Consider the following 16,577-nt stretch of genomic DNA (forward strand, 5'->3'; position numbering starts at 1 on the left):
TTCTCGATCGGCGGCGTCGAACTCGGACTCGCCGCCGGGGGCCTTCCGCGCGGCGTTGGCCCGCGCGCGCGACCAGGACGAGTGGCTCGGCGCGGGGACCACGTAGTCGGGGAACTTGCCCTCCCGCGCGGCCTGGTCGAGCTCGCGCAGCATCTCGCCGGCGTCGGGGTAGCGGTCCTGCGGGCTGCGCCGGGTGGCGCGCAGGATGAGGTGGTCGAGGTCCTCGGCGACGGTGTCGGACTGGTCCGACGGGGCGGGGACGTCGGTGTCGAGACGCCGGTAGGCCACCGCGATGTTGTTGTCACCGCTGAACGGCGGCTCCCCGGTGAGCATCTCGTAGGCCAGGACGCCGAGCGAGTACAGGTCGGAGCGGCCGTCGGTGTCGGCGCCGGAGATCTGCTCGGGGGAGAGGTAGGCGGCGGTGCCCATCACCACGCTGCTGGAGGTGGCGCGGGACTCGGCGACGGCGCGGACCAGCCCGAAGTCGGCGAGTTTGACGGCACCGTTGGTGGAGATCAGGACGTTCTCCGGTTTAATGTCGCGGTGCACCAGCCCGGCGTCGTGCGCCTCGCGAAGGGCGCCGAGCAGGGGGCGTAGCACGGCGGCGGCCGCGTAGGGCGGCATGGGGCCGCGCTCGTCGAGGAGTTCGCGCAGGGTGCCGCCGGGGACGAGTTCCATGACGAGGAACGCCGTGTCACCCTCGACGCCCTGGTCGAAGACCTGCACGATGCCCGGGTCGGAGAGCTTGGCCGCGGAGCGCGCCTCGAGGGTGAACCGGTCGACGAACGCACGATCCCCGGCGAGGGTCGGGTCGAGCAGTTTGACCGCCACATGACGGTCGAGCCGCTCATCCGTGGCCAGGTGGACCGTGGACATGCCGCCGCGGGCGATCACGGCATCGAGCCGGTATCGCCCGTCGAGCAGGGCGCCCGGCCTCGGAATCGGCCCATCGTGAGTGCTCATGTGGTCCATTCTGCCCCTCCTGTCCCCGGAGCGGTATGCCTGGCGTGTTGTTAACGGCGGTGGGTGGGGGAGATGTCGCGGTGGTGCCGCTGGTGCGTCGGGGGACTAGCCTGGGTGACGTGAGTACCGTTCCGCACAGTGACGACGTCCTGCCCGCCGACGTCGAGACCGTCAATCTTCCCGAGGTGTCCGAGCGGTTGGGCATCCCGGTCACCCGGGTGCACGACCTGTTGCGCGACGGGGCGCTGCTCGCCGTCCGGCGCGCGGGCGTCCTGGTGGTGCCGGAGGTATTTTTTGACGACGACGACGAGGTCGCCCGCTTTCTCCCCGGACTGGTGGCGGTACTCCGGGACGGCGGATATGACGATGGCGAGATCCTGAAGTGGCTCTTCGAGGAGGACGATTCGCTGCCGGGTCGGCCGGCTGACGCCCTCCACGGCCACCGTGCGCGCGAGGTCATGCGGCGCGCTCAGGCGATGGCGTTCTGATCCTCTCCGGCGGATCGGTCACCCGCGGCGCCCTCAGCGTGTCGACACTCTGCTGTCGGCGGTCGCGCGCCACCACCACCATCCGGACGCGATGGCCGCGAGGACGGCGATCCCGGTGATCACCGGGCTGTAGAGACTGGTCGATCCGTTGGGTCCGATCGCCATGATGAGGAAGGCCGTCACCCCCACCGCGCCGGTCGTGGCGCGTGGGCCGGGTCGACCGAGGAACCAGAACCCCGTCACCCAAACGTAGTACCAGGGCCAGGCCAGCGAGTTCAGCAACACGAACACCAGTAGTCCCACGAGGATTCCGCGCAGCGCCGTGCGGGTGTCGCGGCGGAAGCACCACCACACGGCGACGAGGGCGATCGCCAGTACGACGCGCCCGATGTCCCGGGACACGGCGAGGATGTCGGCGAATCCGGCGGTCCCCGGCAACGCGTGGATCAGGTGGGCCACAGCGGTGGGGGCGCTGAGGTAGTTGATGACCCGGTCAGAGACCGAGATCGCGTTGACCCAGCCGAATCCGGTGCCGGACGCGACGGTCGCCACCACGAACACCACGATGGCCACCACGGCGGCCAGAGCGGTATCCGCGATCGCTCCCATGACGGGACGGCTCCCGAACCGGCCTTCGCCGGCGGAGTGTCGACGCCGGTCCAGGGCGATCCACAGCAGGAACGGCGCCACGATGACGGCGGTGGCCTTGAACGCCACGGCCAGACCCATCAGGACGCCGGCCCACGCGTAGCGCCGGTCGAGGGTGAGGACGACTGCGGCGAGGCAGGCGACGAGGGGAACGACCTCGTTGTGCAGCCCGCCGGACAGGTGGATGACGGTCAGTGGTGAGGCGCCGGCCATCCAGACGGCCGCCCCGGCATCGACGCCCACGCGTCGGGCGGCGGCCACGATCAGCGCGAGCATCGCGGCGACACAGGCCAGGGTCACCACGCGCAGGATCAGGATTCCGACCTCGGGGTGCCCACCGGACATGGCCACGATGATCCGCATCAGCGACAGGTGTAGAGGCCCATACGGCGTGGCGGTGGACTGCCAGTCGGGGCTGACCTCGGTGGTGAAGGCGCCCGGATTGGCCTCCGGGCCGAACTCGTAGGGGTCGACGCCCGCACCGGTCATCGCGCCCTGGGCCAGGTAGGACCAGGCGTCGCGGCTGAACAGGGGGATCGCGGGAAGCATGGGAAGCGACCACAGTGCGGTGGCCCAGGCCGCGTCACCGACGGGCAGGCGGCCGGCCGTCGCACGTGGTCCGAGCGCGAGCCAGGAGGTGAGCAGGAGGGCGACCCCGGCCCAGCACAGGATCATCGCCAGGGTGGCACCGTGCCCGAACGTGTACCCGGCCAGTCCCAGCGCGACCGCGGGTCCCCCGTCAACGGGCAGCGCTCCCACTCCGAAGCCGGCGAGGGTGAGCAGGATCGATCCGACGATCCCGCGCCACAGTGCCGGTCCGGAGGGGCCGGCGAACGCAGCGCGTGCCGAGCGCACGATCGCCTGTGCGGCACCTGCGGGACGCATCCGAGTCGATGCCCCCGCCGTCTCCAACGTCTCCGCCGGCTCCGGCGACTTTGGCGTTTCCGGCGTCGCCGGCGCCCCTGAAGGCGTGGGTTCCGTGTCGCTCCCCGAGGGCACGATCAGGCCTGACGTCGGGTGGCGGCCGCGGCGAGGTCCCTGAGAGTGTCCCGACCCTGATCGGTGATCGCGTCGGTCTCGATCGCCTGCAGCGCCCGGCTGGTCAGGGCGTCGATCTCCGCCTCGATGGAGATGACGGCGCCGGAGTCGACGAGAATCGTCCGGGCGCGGTCGAGTTCGGCTGCGTCGACCTCAGTGCCGATCACCCCCAGCAGGAAGTCGACGTCGTCCTGCGGCGCGAGGGTCATCGCGCGGGCGAGCAGCAGTGTGCGCTTACCTTCACGCAGGTCATCGCCGGAGGGCTTTCCGGTCACCTCCGGGTCCCCGAACACTCCGAGCAGGTCATCGCGGAGCTGGAACGCCTGCCCCACGGCCACCCCGAACTCCCGCAGTGCGGTGACGGTCTCCGGGCCCGCGTCGGCCAGTGCGGCGCCGATGTGGAGCGGGCGTTCGACCGTGTAGGCGGCGGTTTTGAATCGGTTCACCTTCGCCGGGGTCGCCTCATCGGTGGCGGACGAGGCCTCGGCGAGGACGTCGAGCATCTGACCCGACAGGACCTCGGTTTTCATCGCGTACCAGGGGGCCAGTGCCCGCGACAGGGCCTCTGGACTGACCCCTGACGTGACGAACATCTCGTCGGCCCAGGTCAGTGCGAGATCGCCGAGGAGGATGGCCTGGGAGGTCCCGTAGCGTTCGGCGTCTCCCTTCCATCCGGCCTTGACGTGTAGTGCCTCGGCCGAGCGGTGCACGGTCGGACGTCCGCGGCGGGTGTCGGAGGCGTCGACGATGTCGTCGTGAACCAACGCGCATGCCTGGATGAGTTCGAGAGCGGCGCACGCGGTGATGACCTCGTCGGGGATCTGACCGGTGTCCTGAACCGCGGCGGTCCACCCGGCGAGTGCGAATCGCGGTCGCATCCGCTTGCCGCCGTCCGTCACGAAATCGGACAGCAGGCCGGCCAGTCGGCCCACCCGGTCGTCCACGCCGGCCACGACGTCACGCCGCCCGTCGAGGTGTTGACGCAGCGCGTCTAGCACGCGTTCCGCGTCGTCGGGGCGAGTCGCTGAGGCCAACGGGCACCATCCCTTCCGGGCGTCCGATCCGGCCACCCTCGTCGACGTCGATCCTAGACTCCGGGCCGAAATTGGCCCCGGTGCGTGTCGGGCTACGCTGGTCCGGTGACCCAGCTACCCGACTTCGACCCGACGGACGGCGGCCGACACCCGAGCATCGTCGATCGCATCGCTGCGTCGACCACCCCGAGGGTTCCGTTTTCCGTGGAGTTCTATCCGCCTCGTGACGAGGCGGCGGAGGAACGGCTCTGGCGTGCCGCGTCCGTGTTCTCCGAGCTCGGTGCAGCATTCGCGTCCGTCACCTATGGCGCCGGCGGTTCCACTCGCGACCGGACTGTCCGGGTGGTGGAGCGCATCGTGCGCGAGACCGACATCCTGCCGATCGCCCACCTCACCGCCGTCGGCCATACCGCCGACGAGTTGCGGGAGATGATCCGCATGTACGGCGAGGTCGGGGTGTCAAACATTCTCGCCCTGCGGGGCGATCCGCCCGGGGACCCGCTCGGCGAGTGGACCGCCCACCCGGAGGGCCTGCGTTACGCCGAAGAGCTGGTCCGCCTCATTCACGAGGTGGGTAATTTCCACGTGGGCGTGGCGTCGTTCCCCGAAGGGCACTATCGGGCCCGAGACCTGGACCACGACACGGAGGTCCTCGTCGGCAAGCTGCGGGCCGGTGCCGAGTACTCGATCACGCAGATGTTCTGGGATATCGACGATTACCTGAGGCTTCGAGACCGCGTGGTTGCTGCGGATCCGGAGCAGGGCGCAAAGCCCATCATCCCCGGCCTGATGCCGGTCACGAGTCTGCGGGTGGTCCGCCGGATGGTGGAGCTGTCCGGTTGTGCACTGCCGGAGGGACTCTCGGAGAAGCTGCGACTCGCAGCCGGCGATGGACCGGAGGAGAATCGGGCCGCCGTACGTGAGGTGGGTATCGAGTTCGCCACTGATCTGTGTGAGCGATTGATCGCAGAGGGCGCGCCCTGCCTGCATTTCAACACGCTGAATTTCTCGCGTGCCACGCACGAGGTGCTTGCGAACCTGTCGATGGCGCCCGCGTCCGACGTGGCGGCCACATCTCTCTGATGTTGGGTTTCGGCGCGGGCTCACAGAGCCCGCGCCGCCCAGCAATCCTGCTCTGACCGCCCGGGTCAGCCCGAACACAGTCGTCTGGCGCGGGGCAGGGGCGACTCTTGGTGGCCTCTAGCGGGAGAGGCGGTCGGCCCGGGCGCGTGATGTGCGCGCCGCGAGTACGGTGCCGATGGCCACCAACAGCGCCGCGCCGATTCCCACGATCATCCATACGGCGAAACCGCGGGCCGCGGGATCCGGGTAGGACGACGACGCCTGCATCCTGGTGATGGACCCCGGCGCCGGCTCCCAACTGACGGAGTTCCCGGCACCGATCGTCCCGTTGGTTTCACTGATCCGGTTGGGGAACGTCAGGTCGACCCGGGTGGTAGCCGACTCGGCCCGGTCCGCGGGCAGCCCCGATAGGTCGACTGAGCCGCTGAAGGTGACGGTGTCCCCGCTTCGCCGGAAACTCATGGTGTAGGGCCGCGCGCCCTCGATGTCCACGGCCAGGGAGAGCGTGTCCATCTCGGCGAAGGTTAGTTGGGTGAAGTAGATCTCCCGCCCTGTGAACCCGTCCGCCGAATACGGCGTGATCCGGACCTTCTCTTCAAGCCCGGACGGTGTCCCCAGTCGGTCCAGGGCAGCAGCCTGAGCGGGCTGGTCGGCCGCGATGAGGATGCGGCCAGACACGGTGTCGTCCTTACGGACGCTCATCTGCGCGTTGAGTTGCAGACAGCCGGTGAGGACGAACATCATCGTGACCAGTGCTGAGACACCGATCAGCCGCCGGGCCAGGGGCGAACGTCCACCGGTGGCAGGTGCAGGGTCGGTCAGGTGCGGTGCGGTCACGTCCGTCATTCTGCCCGTGCCCCGCGTCGGCGGCGTGTCGACGTGCCGAGTTTGCGGCCGACAAGGCGTGCGACGGTCCTTCCGCTGGTTCCGATGACGCCACCGCCGGGATGTGTCGATGCTCCGGCGAGGTAGATCCCGTCCGCGCCGGGCATGGTGTGACCACGTAGATCCGGGTGGGGACGCATCGGGAGCATCTGGTCAAGCGACATTTCGACGTGCATCACGTTCCCGCCGATCAATCCCAGCTCCTGCTCGAGGTCTTCTGGCGTCTGGACGTGCCGATGGACGATGGAGTCGGCCAGTCCTGGTGCGAAGCGATCGGCCGCGGCGATGATCCGGTCGGCTTCGGCCGGGCCCGCCTCTGACCAGCTTCGGCCGTCAGCGAGATGTCGTGGATGCCATTGGGACCACAGCGTGAGCTCGTGCCGACCTTCCGGTGCCAGTGATGGGTCCAGGGAACTGAAACTCATCGCCAGAACCGCGGGATCGGCGTCCAGTCCGTCGGCAGCGGCGACCCCGTACCGGCGGTCGAGGTGCCGACGATCGGTGACGAGCAGTTGGAGGCCGTGCGCGCTCAACTCGGTGGGGACGTCGGGGTAGCGGGGCAGGTCCGTGGTCCCCAGTCGCACCACCATGCCCAGTCCGAATCCGGGGCGGATCCGTCGACGCCAACCGTCCAACCTGGAAGCCGGGAGCACCTCCGTCAGCAGGTCCAACGTCGTGTGGACGTGACAGGCGGCGACGACCGCGGAGCAGGTGAGCGTCGAGCCACCTTCGGTCTCGACCTGCCATCCGCTACCGGCTCTGCTGATCGCGGTTGCGCCCGCACCGGCGGTGATCGTGCCGCCGTGGGCACGTACGACAGAGGCGAGTGCATCTGCCAGTGCTCCGGAACCACCGATTGCACGGCCCGGCGGGATGGTGTGCATCAGGGCCGCGAATCCGATCATCGGTGCAGTGGCGGGATGCGACATCGGGGGACCGGACTGGGCACCGAACCACGAGAGTGCAGCCTTGAGCCGCTCCGAGGTGAACGAGGCGTCGAGGAGAGCGTCTCCGGAGGACAAGAACGTCTGTACTGCCCCGAAGGGGTCGCGCAGGTCCTCCCTGCCGAGAAAGGCGGAGCCCAGGCCAGCTGCGGTGGGCCGCACCGCGAAGCCCTTCATCATGCGAGCGGCCAGGACTCCCCATCGGCGGACGAATGCTCGGTACGCCCTCGCGTCTTCGGCGCCGCAGGCATCGGAGATGCTCTGGCATGTCGCGTCCAGGTCGCGGTGGAAGACAATCGGGGGTTCACCCGAACCCGGTGGTGCCGGTGCGAACCCCCAGGGGTCGCAGTCGACGTAGCGGAGGCCGTGGGCCTCCAGCTCGAGTTCCTCCGGTATGCCGGTGTGCCGGATCATCAGATGGGCTGAGGACCCTCGGTCGGTCAGGTGTCCCGGGTAACGCTCGACAGTCGACGTGGCCCCGCCGATCACCGAGTCCTTCTCCACCACATGGACATCGACCCCGGCACGGGCGAGATAGGCGGCGCAGGTCAGGCCGTTGTGGCCGGAACCGATCACCACCACGTCATGATGTGAACCCACCTCAGCGCTCCTGATCTGGGAGGGGGAGGGATCGGGAGAGAACCGCGAACGGGCGGGCGTCCCCCTCGAACCGATGTGAGCGCAGAACGTCACTGAAACCCAACGAGCGATACAACCGCCACGCCCCGTTGTTCTCCTCCTGCACTTCAGGAGTAGACAGCAGCACAGATCCTTCCGGTCGATCAGCCAGGAACGTGCGCAGTAGCTGTGTGCCGATACCTCGTCCCTGATGTGAGGGGGCGACGTGGAGTTCGGTCAACTCCACATAATCCTCCGGCAAGGTGAGGTCCCGGCTCCGGAGTCCTTGGGACACCTGCTCGTACCACCATTGACCGGGTGCCCCGCGATAGCCGTAGCAGATCGCGACGAGGGGGCCCCGCGACGGACCGAGTAGCCGTCGCCGGGGTGTTTCGAATGCCGCCACACCCGACCAGCCATCGCGGCGACTGTGCTCCATCCAAGCCGCAGCGCGCGAACGGATCACCTGTCGGGGGTATCCCATCGCGTCGACGTAGACCCCGAGCGCTTCGGGAAGTCGATCTCTGAAGTCGGCCGCATCGAGCCGGGTGATCACCGTGTCCATCCGGTCCATCTCACCACGAGTACGCCTCAGACGCCCCGGGTTGTGTCGTACCCCGGGGATAGCGTGCGAATCACAGCGGAGGAACAGCCGAGATTGGTGGTGCAGAGGGTATGGACAACGTCAGTGGATTGAGGGTTGCCGGCGGCGGGGCTTCGAGGGCATTCGAGCGGCGGACACCGAACAGCCGGGAATCCCACGAGGAGGCGCCACCGACCCGGGCGCCACTGTTGCGAGCCGAGCGAGCGGAAGCGCATCGCGGTCGAGCGGTGTCGGCGTCGACTCCAGAGGAGCGGTTTGTCGAGTCCTACCGGGCGGCCCGCTACGCTGCCGGCGCACTGCTCCTTCCCAGAGGCCGGAAGCGCGGGCCGTCGGATGTCTGGCACCGGCTCGGCGATGAGATCCCTGAACTGCGTGAATGGGCGGTCGCATTCGGTGGCTACTCCACGCTTGCAGCCGCGGTGGAGGACGGACTGCCGCGGACGGTGTCACCTCGGATGGCCGATGATTTCCTCTGGGCTGTCGGTCGATTCCTCGATCTGGTGGATCAGAGATTGGGAGTTCTCGGACCTGCCGCCTGAGTTGGTAAAGGACCTGGGTGGGGGGATTCCGACGCTTACCGGGAATCGCAGTGGTCACGGCGGCGTTGCCCTCGTATGATGGGGAGAGCCTTGACCGGCTTACCCCAAACCGGTCGGTACTTTCCGACCCTGCCGGCCACGCTCGTCAACGCGAGCACACAAAGGAGGTCGAAGTGCCCCTGTCCGAGCACGAGCAGCGCATGCTCAAGGAGATTGAGAGCGCGCTCTATGCCGACGACCCCAAGTTCGCGTCGTCCGTCCGCAAGACCGGCGCGACTGGCGTCCGTCGGCCCACCGGACTTGTCCTGGGACTCGGCATCCTCGGATTGGTACTCCTCGTCGGTGGTCTCGCGCTCGACTTCAAGCCAGGCGGCTTCCCGATCATCAGCCTCTTGGGCTTCCTTGTGATGTTCGCGGCCGGCGTCCTCGTCTTGCGATCGTCACCATCTACGTCGATTCCCGGCACCAAGAAGTCCGGCAGCCCCCGGGCTCGCGGTGGAGGTGGCGCGGCCACCCCCAGTTCCAATAGCGGAAAGTCCTACTCCGCCCGGATGGAAGATCGATTCCGTCGCCGCTTTGAGCAGGAGCCGTAGGCGACTAGCTTCTCGGGAGGGACGAGCGCATACGCGCTCGTCCCTCGTTTTTTTGGCCGCACTTTGCCCAGCTCCGCCCGGTGCGTCACCTGGATCTGAGCTTCGCCCCACTTGCCGCCACTTAGCGGTCACGCACCCCATCTGCCCCCACCACGTGAAGCGATTGCCCGCTGGTCTCCACCGGGCACTGCCGTTCCCCACCTGGCCCCACCGAGAGTGCTCGTGCCCCACTGGCACCCACCCGGAGGTAACGGCTCCCACCGGGTCCCACGTGCTGCCGAAAGTCGCCAGCTATCGCGAGTAGAGACCCACGTAGTCTGGTCCGTCTGCTAAGCACTGGCCGAACAGTTATGCCGTGACCTGCGGGGACTGTCCAAAGGCTCTGCCAGGGGAACAAGCGATCACGGCGTCGGTCGACCGAAGAGCCCATCCGACTCAGGGGTGGATTGGGAGCTGGAATAGGCCAGCAGTGACGAGGCCCGGCCTCGGCCGACATGCGATGGGGGTCGGAGAACCTGCGATCGATGAAGGTTCACGCTGCCGCCTTGCAGGGACATCTCGCTTCTACCTGGTCTTTTGAGGGATCTCCCCAAGTTCCCCACTTTCTCCCACGGTAAGTGTCACTCATGTCCCACTGCTAAATTTATGCCACATTGGGCGCGGTAGTTGTCTCGGTCCGGGCGGCACTCGGACGGGAAACGGCGGCGTGTCGGATAAACTGAGCTCAAGATTGTCCGCTGTGACCTGCTGTTTTGAAGAGTTGTGGGGCGAAGTGGGGCTCAAGCCTTGTATGTGGGGCATTGTGGGGTAGAGTGGGGCACGCAAGGAGCTCGAAGGGCCTGATCCCTCAGGAGGTGGCGGGTGACCGACACCGACTCCGTCGACTCCGGACGTGAACGAGCCTTCGTCGGGTACGGGACACACCGTCCCAAGCTCGATGACAAGGGGCGGCTGACGATCCCCGCGAGATTCAGGCCTGGCCTGGCGGACGGGGTCGTGGTGTGTGGGTGGTTCACCAACACGCTGTCGGTTTTCCCTGAAGACGAGTTCGACGCGCTGGTCAGAAAGGTCCGGCCGACCGCCAACCTCAGTGAGAGGCACATGGCGTTCTTCCGGCTCCTGGTGAGTGGTGCGGAAGTCCAGCAACTGGACTCGCAGGGGCGGATCTCCATCCCGGCGAGTCAGCGGAAATACGCGGGTCTTGGAAAAGACTGCGTCGTCAACGGCCTCGGGGAACGCCTTGAGGTCTGGGACGCCGAAGCGTGGGACCGCTACAGCGAAGAGAACCTGCCCGTGTTCTCCGAAATGGAGGGCACCTCGCTCGGGATCGAATTCTGATCCGGGGGAGTGGGCACAGAAAGAAGAAGGACCGCACGACGGACGGAGCCCCCCGGCCCCTGCCCGGCACCACCCTGACGTACTTCCCCAACGCCAGGTGGGTACCGGACGGGGACCAGGGGGCTCCACCACAACCGGAGCGCACAGACCATCCGGATGCGAGGAGGCGAGATGGCAGCAGAGCCCGATGCCGACCGCGCCGCCGCACGCTCCGGTCACATACCGGTATTCCTCGAGCGGACCATCGAACTCTTCCGCCCAGTGGTGGAGGCCGCGGTCGAAGAAGATCGTCAACCAGTCCTCGTGGACGGCACCCTCGGGCTGGGAGGGCACACCTCACACCTGCTCGCAGAATTCGAGACGCTCCGCGTCCTCGGAGTCGATCGGGATCCCGACGCGCTCGAGATGGCCACCCGGAGACTCATCGCCTACCGGGAGCGGTTCACCCCGGTTCACGCGCGTTTTGATGATTTCGACGCCGTGGTTGCCGCCCTACCCGAGGACTCGCGGGACGGTGTAGGCCCGACGATTGACGGAATCCTCCTCGACTTCGGTGTCTCCTCAATGCAGCTGGACGTGGCCGACCGAGGCTTCGCCTATTCGGTCGACGCTCCGCTGGATATGAGGATGGACCCCACCACCGGGCCGACAGCGGCAGACATTCTCGCGGACTACTCACGCGATGAGCTGGCCCGGATCTTCCGGGTGTACGGGGAGGAGCGGTTCGCGCGGCAGATCGCCTCCGCGATCGTCCGCCGGCGCGAGTCGGACCCACTTCGCACCAGCACCGAGCTCGTGGAGTTGCTCTACGACACGATTCCGCAGGGAGCCCGCCGCACCGGCGGTCATCCTGGCAAGCGCGTATTCCAGGCGCTGCGGATCGAGGTCAATGCCGAGCTGGAGGCCGTGGAGAACGCGGTTCCCGGATACCTGGATCTGCTCCGCCTCGGTGGTCGAGCGGTGTTCATGTCGTACCACTCGCTCGAGGACAAGATCGTCAAGCGAGAGCTGTCCACCCGAACGGCGTCGAGAACTCCGGCCGGGCTCCCGGTCGAACTCCCGGGCCATGGCCCGGAATTCGCGGCGGTAACCCGCGGAGCAGAAAAGGCGTCACCCACAGAAATCGACCACAACCCGCGCTCGGCGTCAGTCCGCGTGCGATGCGTCCGGCGAATCGACGGGAGAACCCCATGACGAGCATCATCGACACGCCCGAGGTCGACAGCCGCCCCGAGGACACCGACCCGGCGGTCCGGGAAGTGGGCACCCCCGCCCGCGAACGGCGTGCGCTCGGTCTTCGACGCAAGCCGGTCACCCGATCCGTTCGCGGACGCCGCACGGTGGTCGTGCCGGCCGAACGCCTGAGTGCAGCAGAACTCGCGTCACGAGTGCCCTTCGTCGTCGTCCTCCTTTTCATCATCGGGGCCGGCGTCGGCGGCACCCTGATGCTGGCGGCACAGACCACGCAGGACACCTACGACCTCAAGACCGCCCGGGACGGCAACGTCGAACTGGTGGAACGGATGGAGTCACTCCAGGCCTCCAACGAGCGAGCACGGTCGGCCGAGGTGCTGGCACAGCGCGCCGAGAAGCTCGGCATGGTCGGCGTCGCGAGTGCGCCGATCCTCACGCGGGGCTCAGACGGTGTCATCGAGATCGTCGGAGAGCCGGAGGCGAAGCTCGGCGCGCCGATCAAGCCACTCCAGCCTGCTCCGGTAGCGTCCGAGCCGTCAGAGTCGTCGGACCGTGACGGGTTCGGCGCACCGCCCGCCCAGGCTCCTCAGGACAGGGCACCCCGAGGAGTCGCGCCCGTCCCGTACCCGCCGCAGGCCGCCCCACCGGCACTGGCCGCACCGCCGGCCCCGATGGCGGATCCCGTTCCACCGCCGGCGCCCGCCGCGCCAGCGGAGCCCGAAGCCCAACCGGACAATTCCGCACCCACACCGCCCGCCGGTGAGGTCGCCACCCTGGCGCCCGTTCCCGGACAGCCCCACTGATCGCTAGAACCCGAAAGGCCACCCGATGACCGATCGACGCACCCCGGGACGGGGCCGAGGGGGCCCCTCGGGCAACCCGCGCGGCGGGCAGCCGGCAGTCGGGCGGACACCGAACAGGTCCGGACGGATCCGCACCACCGCGTCCACCGACAATCGGTTCACCTTCATGCGGACACTGTTCGTTCTCATCATGGTGGTGTCACTGGTCAAACTGCTGTGGGTGCAGACGATCGGCGGAACCGAACTCGCAGCACGCGCCGAAAGCCAGCGACAGGTGCACCAGGTGCTTCCCGCCACCCGCGGCGCGATCGTCGATGTGAGCGGAGACCCGATCGCCTTCACCCGCGAGGCACGCGACCTGTCCATCCAGCCGGCGGTCGAGCAGGACAACGCCGAAGCCCGGCGCGAACTGGACAGCACCAAGCCCACCTGGGACGAACTAGCCGACGAGATCGCGGACGAGTTCGAATCCCTCCTCGGCGATGCCGTCGACCGCGACGAGATCGAGGCGAAACTCAACTCGAACGGTGGCTTCACCTACCTGGTCCGCAACGTGGACGTCACCCAGGCCAACGCCATCACCAAGAAGTTCCCGATGATCGGCGCCGAACGAGTCGACATCCGTGAATACCCCGGCGGCGCGCTCGGCGCGAATGTTGTGGGGGCGACGACCCAGAGCGACGAGGGCAAGCTCATCGGCCTCCAGGGGATCGAGGCGTTCTTCAACGACGCACTCGATGGCGAGGACGGCCGGCAGACCTACGACCGGGCGCAGGACAGCACGATGATCCCGGGCACCCTGCGCAACGTCTCCGAGCCGCGGGACGGCGACACGATCCGGCTCACCCTCGATGCCGACCTGCAGTGGCACGTGCAAAAGGCCATCCAGTCGGCGAAGGACTCCTCAGGCGCCGAAAACGCCTCCGCCGTGGTGCTGGATGCCAAGACCGGTGAGGTCCGGGCGATGGCCAATGACAACACCTTCAACCCAGCGGTGGGTATCGGCGCGGAACTCGAGCGGGGAGCAGACCTCGGCAACCCCGCGGTGACCTCGCCCTTCGAGCCCGGCTCGGTCCAGAAGATCATCACCGCGTCGGCGGCGATCGAGGCCGGACTGACCGATCCCGAGGAAGTCCACTCCGTCGACGGAAGCATCAGCATGGAGGGCGTCACGGTCTCCGACGCCTGGCAGCACGGGCCGACCCCGTACACCACCACGGGAATCTTCGGAAAATCCTCCAACGTCGGCACCCTGATGCTCGCCCAGCGGGTGGGCAAGCAGTCGTTCTCGGAATACCTGGAGAAGTTCGGGCTCGGCCAGAAATCCGGTATCGAGCTCGCGGGCGAGTCCGAGGGACTCGTTCCCGACCTGCAGAACTGGCAGGGCGGCACCTTCGCCAACCTGCCGATCGGACAGGGCCTGTCCATGACCACGCTGCAGATGGCGGGCATCTACCAGACCATCGCCAACGACGGTGTGCGCGTGCCGCCCCGGGTCGTGGCCGAACAGATCGGCCCCGACGGCACCAGCGTTGTACCCGACCGGCCCGAGGGTGAGCGGGTCGTCAGCGAGGAGACCGCACGCACCGTGCGAGACATGTTCCGCGCCGTCGTCCAGTCCGGCCCCGGAGCACAGGCCGGCACCGGCCCGCAAGCCGCGATCGCCGGCTACCAGATCAGCGGCAAGACCGGGACCGCCCAGCAGATCGACCCCGGGTGCTCCTGCTACTCCAACTCGCGGTACTGGATCACGTTCGCTGGCATCCTGCCTGCGGATGACCCTGAGTATGTGATCGCGATCATGCTCGACGCGCCGCAGCGCGGCGTGCTGGGCGCCTCCGCCGCGCCGTTGTTCCACGACATCGCCTCGTGGCTGGTCAACAGGGACAATATCCCGCCGTCCGCCCCCGCCCGGGAACTGATCCTGCAGGCGCAGTGACCGCACCCGGGCAGGGTAGCGTGTAGCGAGTTCACGGGAGGGCGCGAGCAGGAAGGGCAGGGCGAGAACAGGCGATGATCACAGCTGCACAGTTGGCCGAGAAGGTCCATGCCGAGGTGCTGGGGCACCGGGCCGGGGCGGACGTCGACCTGGTCGGCGCCACCATCAGGGCACAGGACGCGGGTCCCGGAATCCTGTTCGCCGCACTGCCCGGCGCGAGGGTTCACGGCGCGTCGTTCGGCGCCACCGCCGTCGAGGCCGGAGCGGCCGCGATCCTCACCGACCCCGCGGGCATCGAGTTGCTCGCGTCCGTCGCCGACCGACTGCCCGTCCTGGTCCACCCGGAACCGCGATCTGTGCTGGGTTCGGCGTCCGCGCTCGTCACGGGGAATCCGTCCGTAGACCTCGACGTCGTCGGGATCACCGGCACGTCCGGCAAGACCACCACCTCCTACCTCGTGGAGGCCGCCCTGCAGGGCGCAGGTGCGGTCGCCGGGATTATCGGGACCACCGGAAGTCGCGTCGACGGCCGGGCACTGCCCAGCAGGCTCACCACGCCGGAGGCGCCGGAGTTCCAGGCGTTGCTGTCCCGGATGCGCTCGGACGGCGCCCGCGCGGTCGCCGCGGAGATCTCCAGCCACGCACTGCGCCTCGGCCGCGTCGACGGCACCCGCTTCGCGGTGGGCGCATTCCTCAACCTCTCGCAGGACCACCTCGATTTCCACCCGGACATGGAGGACTACTTCCGGGCCAAGTGCCGACTCTTCGACACCGCAGCCGACCCCGGCTCGCACGTGTCCCCGGCGGCGAAGGCCGTCGTGGTGATCGACGACGACTGGGGTCGGCGCCTGGCCGAGATGCGCCCGGACGCCGCCACCGTGTCGGCAGTGGTCGGTGCGGACGCCGACTGGACGGCCGGGGAGTCCCAGACCACCGAGTACGGGACGCAGACATTCATAGTCCACGGTCCGCACGGGCTCACAGTCGAGGTCGAACTGCCGATCCTGGGCCGGTTCAATGTCGCCAACGCGCTCGTCGCCCTGGCCGCCGTCGACGCTCTCGGCGTGGACGTGAGGGCCGCCGCCGTGGGTCTGACCCGGGTGCGGGTTCCGGGCCGTCTCGAGCCGGTGGTCCGCGGGCAGGACTTCCGGGTCCTCGTTGACTACGCGCACAAGCCCGGGGCGGTCGCGGCGGTGCTCACGTCCGTCCGTGCCCAGACCCAGGGCCGCATCGCCGTCGTTCTCGGTGCGGGCGGCGACCGCGACTCCGCCAAACGCGAGTTGATGGGCGCGGCCGCGGCCGACGTCGCGGACCTCGTGGTGGTGACTGACGACAATCCACGCACCGAGGACCCCGCCACCATCCGCGCGGCGGTCCGCAGGGGAGCCGAGTCCGCGGCCGGGGAGAACACCCGGGTCGAGGAGATCGGTGACCGCGGTGCCGCGATCGGCGCCGCGATCGACTGGGCCCGCACGGGGGACGTCGTGGTGATCGCCGGGAAGGGCCACGAGACGGGCCAGGAAGTGAACGGCACCGTGTACCCGTTCGACGACCGGGCGCGCGCCGCGGAAGAACTCGTTCGACGCCTTGGACACACCGCCCTGGAGGGCGAGACGGAGGACAGCACGTCATGATCGACCTCACCCTCGGTGAGATCGCCGAGATCGTCGGCGGTCACCTGGTCGGAGGTGACCCGTCCACCGCCGTCACCGGAACCGTCGAGTTCGACTCCCGGCGCATCGGGGAGGGCGGGCTGTTCCTGGCGCTGCCCGGCGAGCGGGTCGACGGCCACGATTACGTCGCCGGCGCCCTGCGCTCCGGAGCGGCGGCGGCGCTCGTGGCCCGCGAGGTCGACGGGGCCGACGG

16 protein-coding genes are annotated in these 16,577 nt (G+C 68.4%); 10 read left to right on the top strand and 6 right to left on the bottom strand.

Going from position 1 to position 16,577, the window contains the following annotated elements:
- A partial coding sequence (locus tag G6016_RS05560) for a protein kinase domain-containing protein (RefSeq protein ID WP_241729800.1) occupies window positions 1–963 on the bottom strand: 963 nt, incomplete at its 3' end.
- Between the two features lie 119 nt (window positions 964–1,082).
- On the opposite strand from G6016_RS05560, the gene G6016_RS05565 reads away from it, so the two are divergent.
- The gene (locus G6016_RS05565; RefSeq protein WP_338403531.1) at window positions 1,083–1,451 is read left to right on the top strand and encodes an Rv2175c family DNA-binding protein; all 369 of its coding nucleotides are present in this window, start codon (window positions 1,083–1,085) and stop codon (window positions 1,449–1,451) included.
- A gap of 33 nt (window positions 1,452–1,484) precedes the next feature.
- On the opposite strand, the gene mptB is transcribed toward G6016_RS05565, so the two are convergent.
- Window positions 1,485–2,984 carry a polyprenol phosphomannose-dependent alpha 1,6 mannosyltransferase MptB gene (gene mptB, locus G6016_RS05570; protein ID WP_182631697.1) on the bottom strand — a complete coding sequence of 500 codons (1,500 nt, stop codon included), beginning with the start codon at window positions 2,982–2,984 and terminating at the stop codon, window positions 1,485–1,487.
- A gap of 116 nt (window positions 2,985–3,100) precedes the next feature.
- Window positions 3,101–4,171: a polyprenyl synthetase family protein gene (locus tag G6016_RS05575; protein WP_182631698.1), complete on the bottom strand. Its 1,071-nt coding sequence runs from the start codon at window positions 4,169–4,171 to the stop codon at window positions 3,101–3,103.
- A gap of 105 nt (window positions 4,172–4,276) precedes the next feature.
- Between G6016_RS05575 and metF the strand changes: the two genes are divergently transcribed.
- Window positions 4,277–5,254, top strand: a complete 978-nt coding sequence (metF, locus tag G6016_RS05580; protein WP_182631699.1) for a methylenetetrahydrofolate reductase [NAD(P)H] — start codon at window positions 4,277–4,279, stop codon at window positions 5,252–5,254.
- Between the two features lie 117 nt (window positions 5,255–5,371).
- Here metF and G6016_RS05585 read toward each other — a convergent pair whose 3' ends face one another.
- From G6016_RS05585 to G6016_RS05595, 3 genes are read right to left on the bottom strand one after another with little or no spacing between them, the layout of a single operon-like run.
- On the bottom strand, window positions 5,372–6,100 hold the full coding sequence (locus tag G6016_RS05585) for an LppM family (lipo)protein (protein ID WP_380022966.1): 729 nt from the start codon (window positions 6,098–6,100) through the stop codon (window positions 5,372–5,374).
- On the bottom strand, window positions 6,097–7,683 hold the full coding sequence (locus G6016_RS05590; protein ID WP_182631700.1) for an FAD-dependent oxidoreductase: 1,587 nt from the start codon (window positions 7,681–7,683) through the stop codon (window positions 6,097–6,099). Before G6016_RS05590 ends, G6016_RS05585 begins: the two co-directional genes overlap by 4 nt.
- A gap of 1 nt (window position 7,684) precedes the next feature.
- Entirely contained in the window at window positions 7,685–8,266 is a 582-nt protein-coding gene (locus G6016_RS05595; protein WP_182631708.1) for a GNAT family N-acetyltransferase, read from the bottom strand.
- Between the two features lie 110 nt (window positions 8,267–8,376).
- On the opposite strand from G6016_RS05595, the gene G6016_RS05600 reads away from it, so the two are divergent.
- From G6016_RS05600 to G6016_RS05635, 8 genes are all read left to right on the top strand, one after another.
- The gene (locus G6016_RS05600; RefSeq protein ID WP_182631701.1) at window positions 8,377–8,844 is read left to right on the top strand and encodes an SAV_6107 family HEPN domain-containing protein; all 468 of its coding nucleotides are present in this window, start codon (window positions 8,377–8,379) and stop codon (window positions 8,842–8,844) included.
- A 173-nt stretch (window positions 8,845–9,017) separates the two neighbouring features.
- A complete protein-coding gene (locus G6016_RS05605; RefSeq protein ID WP_182631702.1) occupies window positions 9,018–9,437 on the top strand; it encodes an SCO2097 family morphological protein in 420 nt (139 codons plus the stop codon).
- An 861-nt stretch (window positions 9,438–10,298) separates the two neighbouring features.
- Window positions 10,299–10,775 carry an MraZ-related protein gene (locus G6016_RS17665; RefSeq protein ID WP_182631703.1) on the top strand — a complete coding sequence of 159 codons (477 nt, stop codon included), beginning with the start codon at window positions 10,299–10,301 and terminating at the stop codon, window positions 10,773–10,775.
- A 171-nt stretch (window positions 10,776–10,946) separates the two neighbouring features.
- The gene (gene rsmH / locus G6016_RS05615) at window positions 10,947–11,969 is read left to right on the top strand and encodes a 16S rRNA (cytosine(1402)-N(4))-methyltransferase RsmH (RefSeq protein WP_182631704.1); all 1,023 of its coding nucleotides are present in this window, start codon (window positions 10,947–10,949) and stop codon (window positions 11,967–11,969) included.
- On the top strand, window positions 11,966–12,772 hold the full coding sequence (gene ftsL, locus G6016_RS05620) for a cell division protein FtsL (protein ID WP_182631705.1): 807 nt from the start codon (window positions 11,966–11,968) through the stop codon (window positions 12,770–12,772). Before rsmH ends, ftsL begins: the two co-directional genes overlap by 4 nt.
- Before the next feature lie 25 nt (window positions 12,773–12,797).
- A complete protein-coding gene (locus G6016_RS05625) occupies window positions 12,798–14,711 on the top strand; it encodes a peptidoglycan D,D-transpeptidase FtsI family protein (protein ID WP_182631706.1) in 1,914 nt (637 codons plus the stop codon).
- 74 nt (window positions 14,712–14,785) lie between these two features.
- Window positions 14,786–16,345 (top strand): UDP-N-acetylmuramoyl-L-alanyl-D-glutamate--2,6-diaminopimelate ligase, encoded by a 1,560-nt coding sequence (locus tag G6016_RS05630; RefSeq protein ID WP_182631707.1) that lies wholly within the window; start codon window positions 14,786–14,788, stop codon window positions 16,343–16,345.
- A partial coding sequence (locus tag G6016_RS05635; RefSeq protein WP_241729802.1) for a Mur ligase domain-containing protein occupies window positions 16,342–16,577 on the top strand: 236 nt, incomplete at its 3' end. The genes G6016_RS05630 and G6016_RS05635, both read left to right, overlap by 4 nt.

The organism is Dietzia aerolata (genome assembly GCF_014144865.1).
GTDB lineage: Bacteria > Actinomycetota > Actinomycetes > Mycobacteriales > Mycobacteriaceae > Dietzia > Dietzia aerolata.

What these genes read in the sequence shown, in the direction of transcription:
- mptB (WP_182631697.1), bottom strand. Translation starts at nt 2,984, where the DNA reads ATGCGTCCCGCAGGTGCCGCACAGGCGATCGTGCGCTCGGCACGCGCT.
- G6016_RS05585 (WP_380022966.1), bottom strand. Translation starts at nt 6,100, where the DNA reads ATGACGGACGTGACCGCACCGCACCTGACCGACCCTGCACCTGCCACC.
- G6016_RS05595 (WP_182631708.1), bottom strand. Translation starts at nt 8,266, where the DNA reads ATGGACACGGTGATCACCCGGCTCGATGCGGCCGACTTCAGAGATCGA.
- G6016_RS05600 (WP_182631701.1), top strand. Translation starts at nt 8,377, where the DNA reads ATGGACAACGTCAGTGGATTGAGGGTTGCCGGCGGCGGGGCTTCGAGG.
- rsmH (WP_182631704.1), top strand. Translation starts at nt 10,947, where the DNA reads ATGGCAGCAGAGCCCGATGCCGACCGCGCCGCCGCACGCTCCGGTCAC.
- ftsL (WP_182631705.1), top strand. Translation starts at nt 11,966, where the DNA reads ATGACGAGCATCATCGACACGCCCGAGGTCGACAGCCGCCCCGAGGAC.
- G6016_RS05625 (WP_182631706.1), top strand. Translation starts at nt 12,798, where the DNA reads ATGACCGATCGACGCACCCCGGGACGGGGCCGAGGGGGCCCCTCGGGC.
- G6016_RS05630 (WP_182631707.1), top strand. Translation starts at nt 14,786, where the DNA reads ATGATCACAGCTGCACAGTTGGCCGAGAAGGTCCATGCCGAGGTGCTG.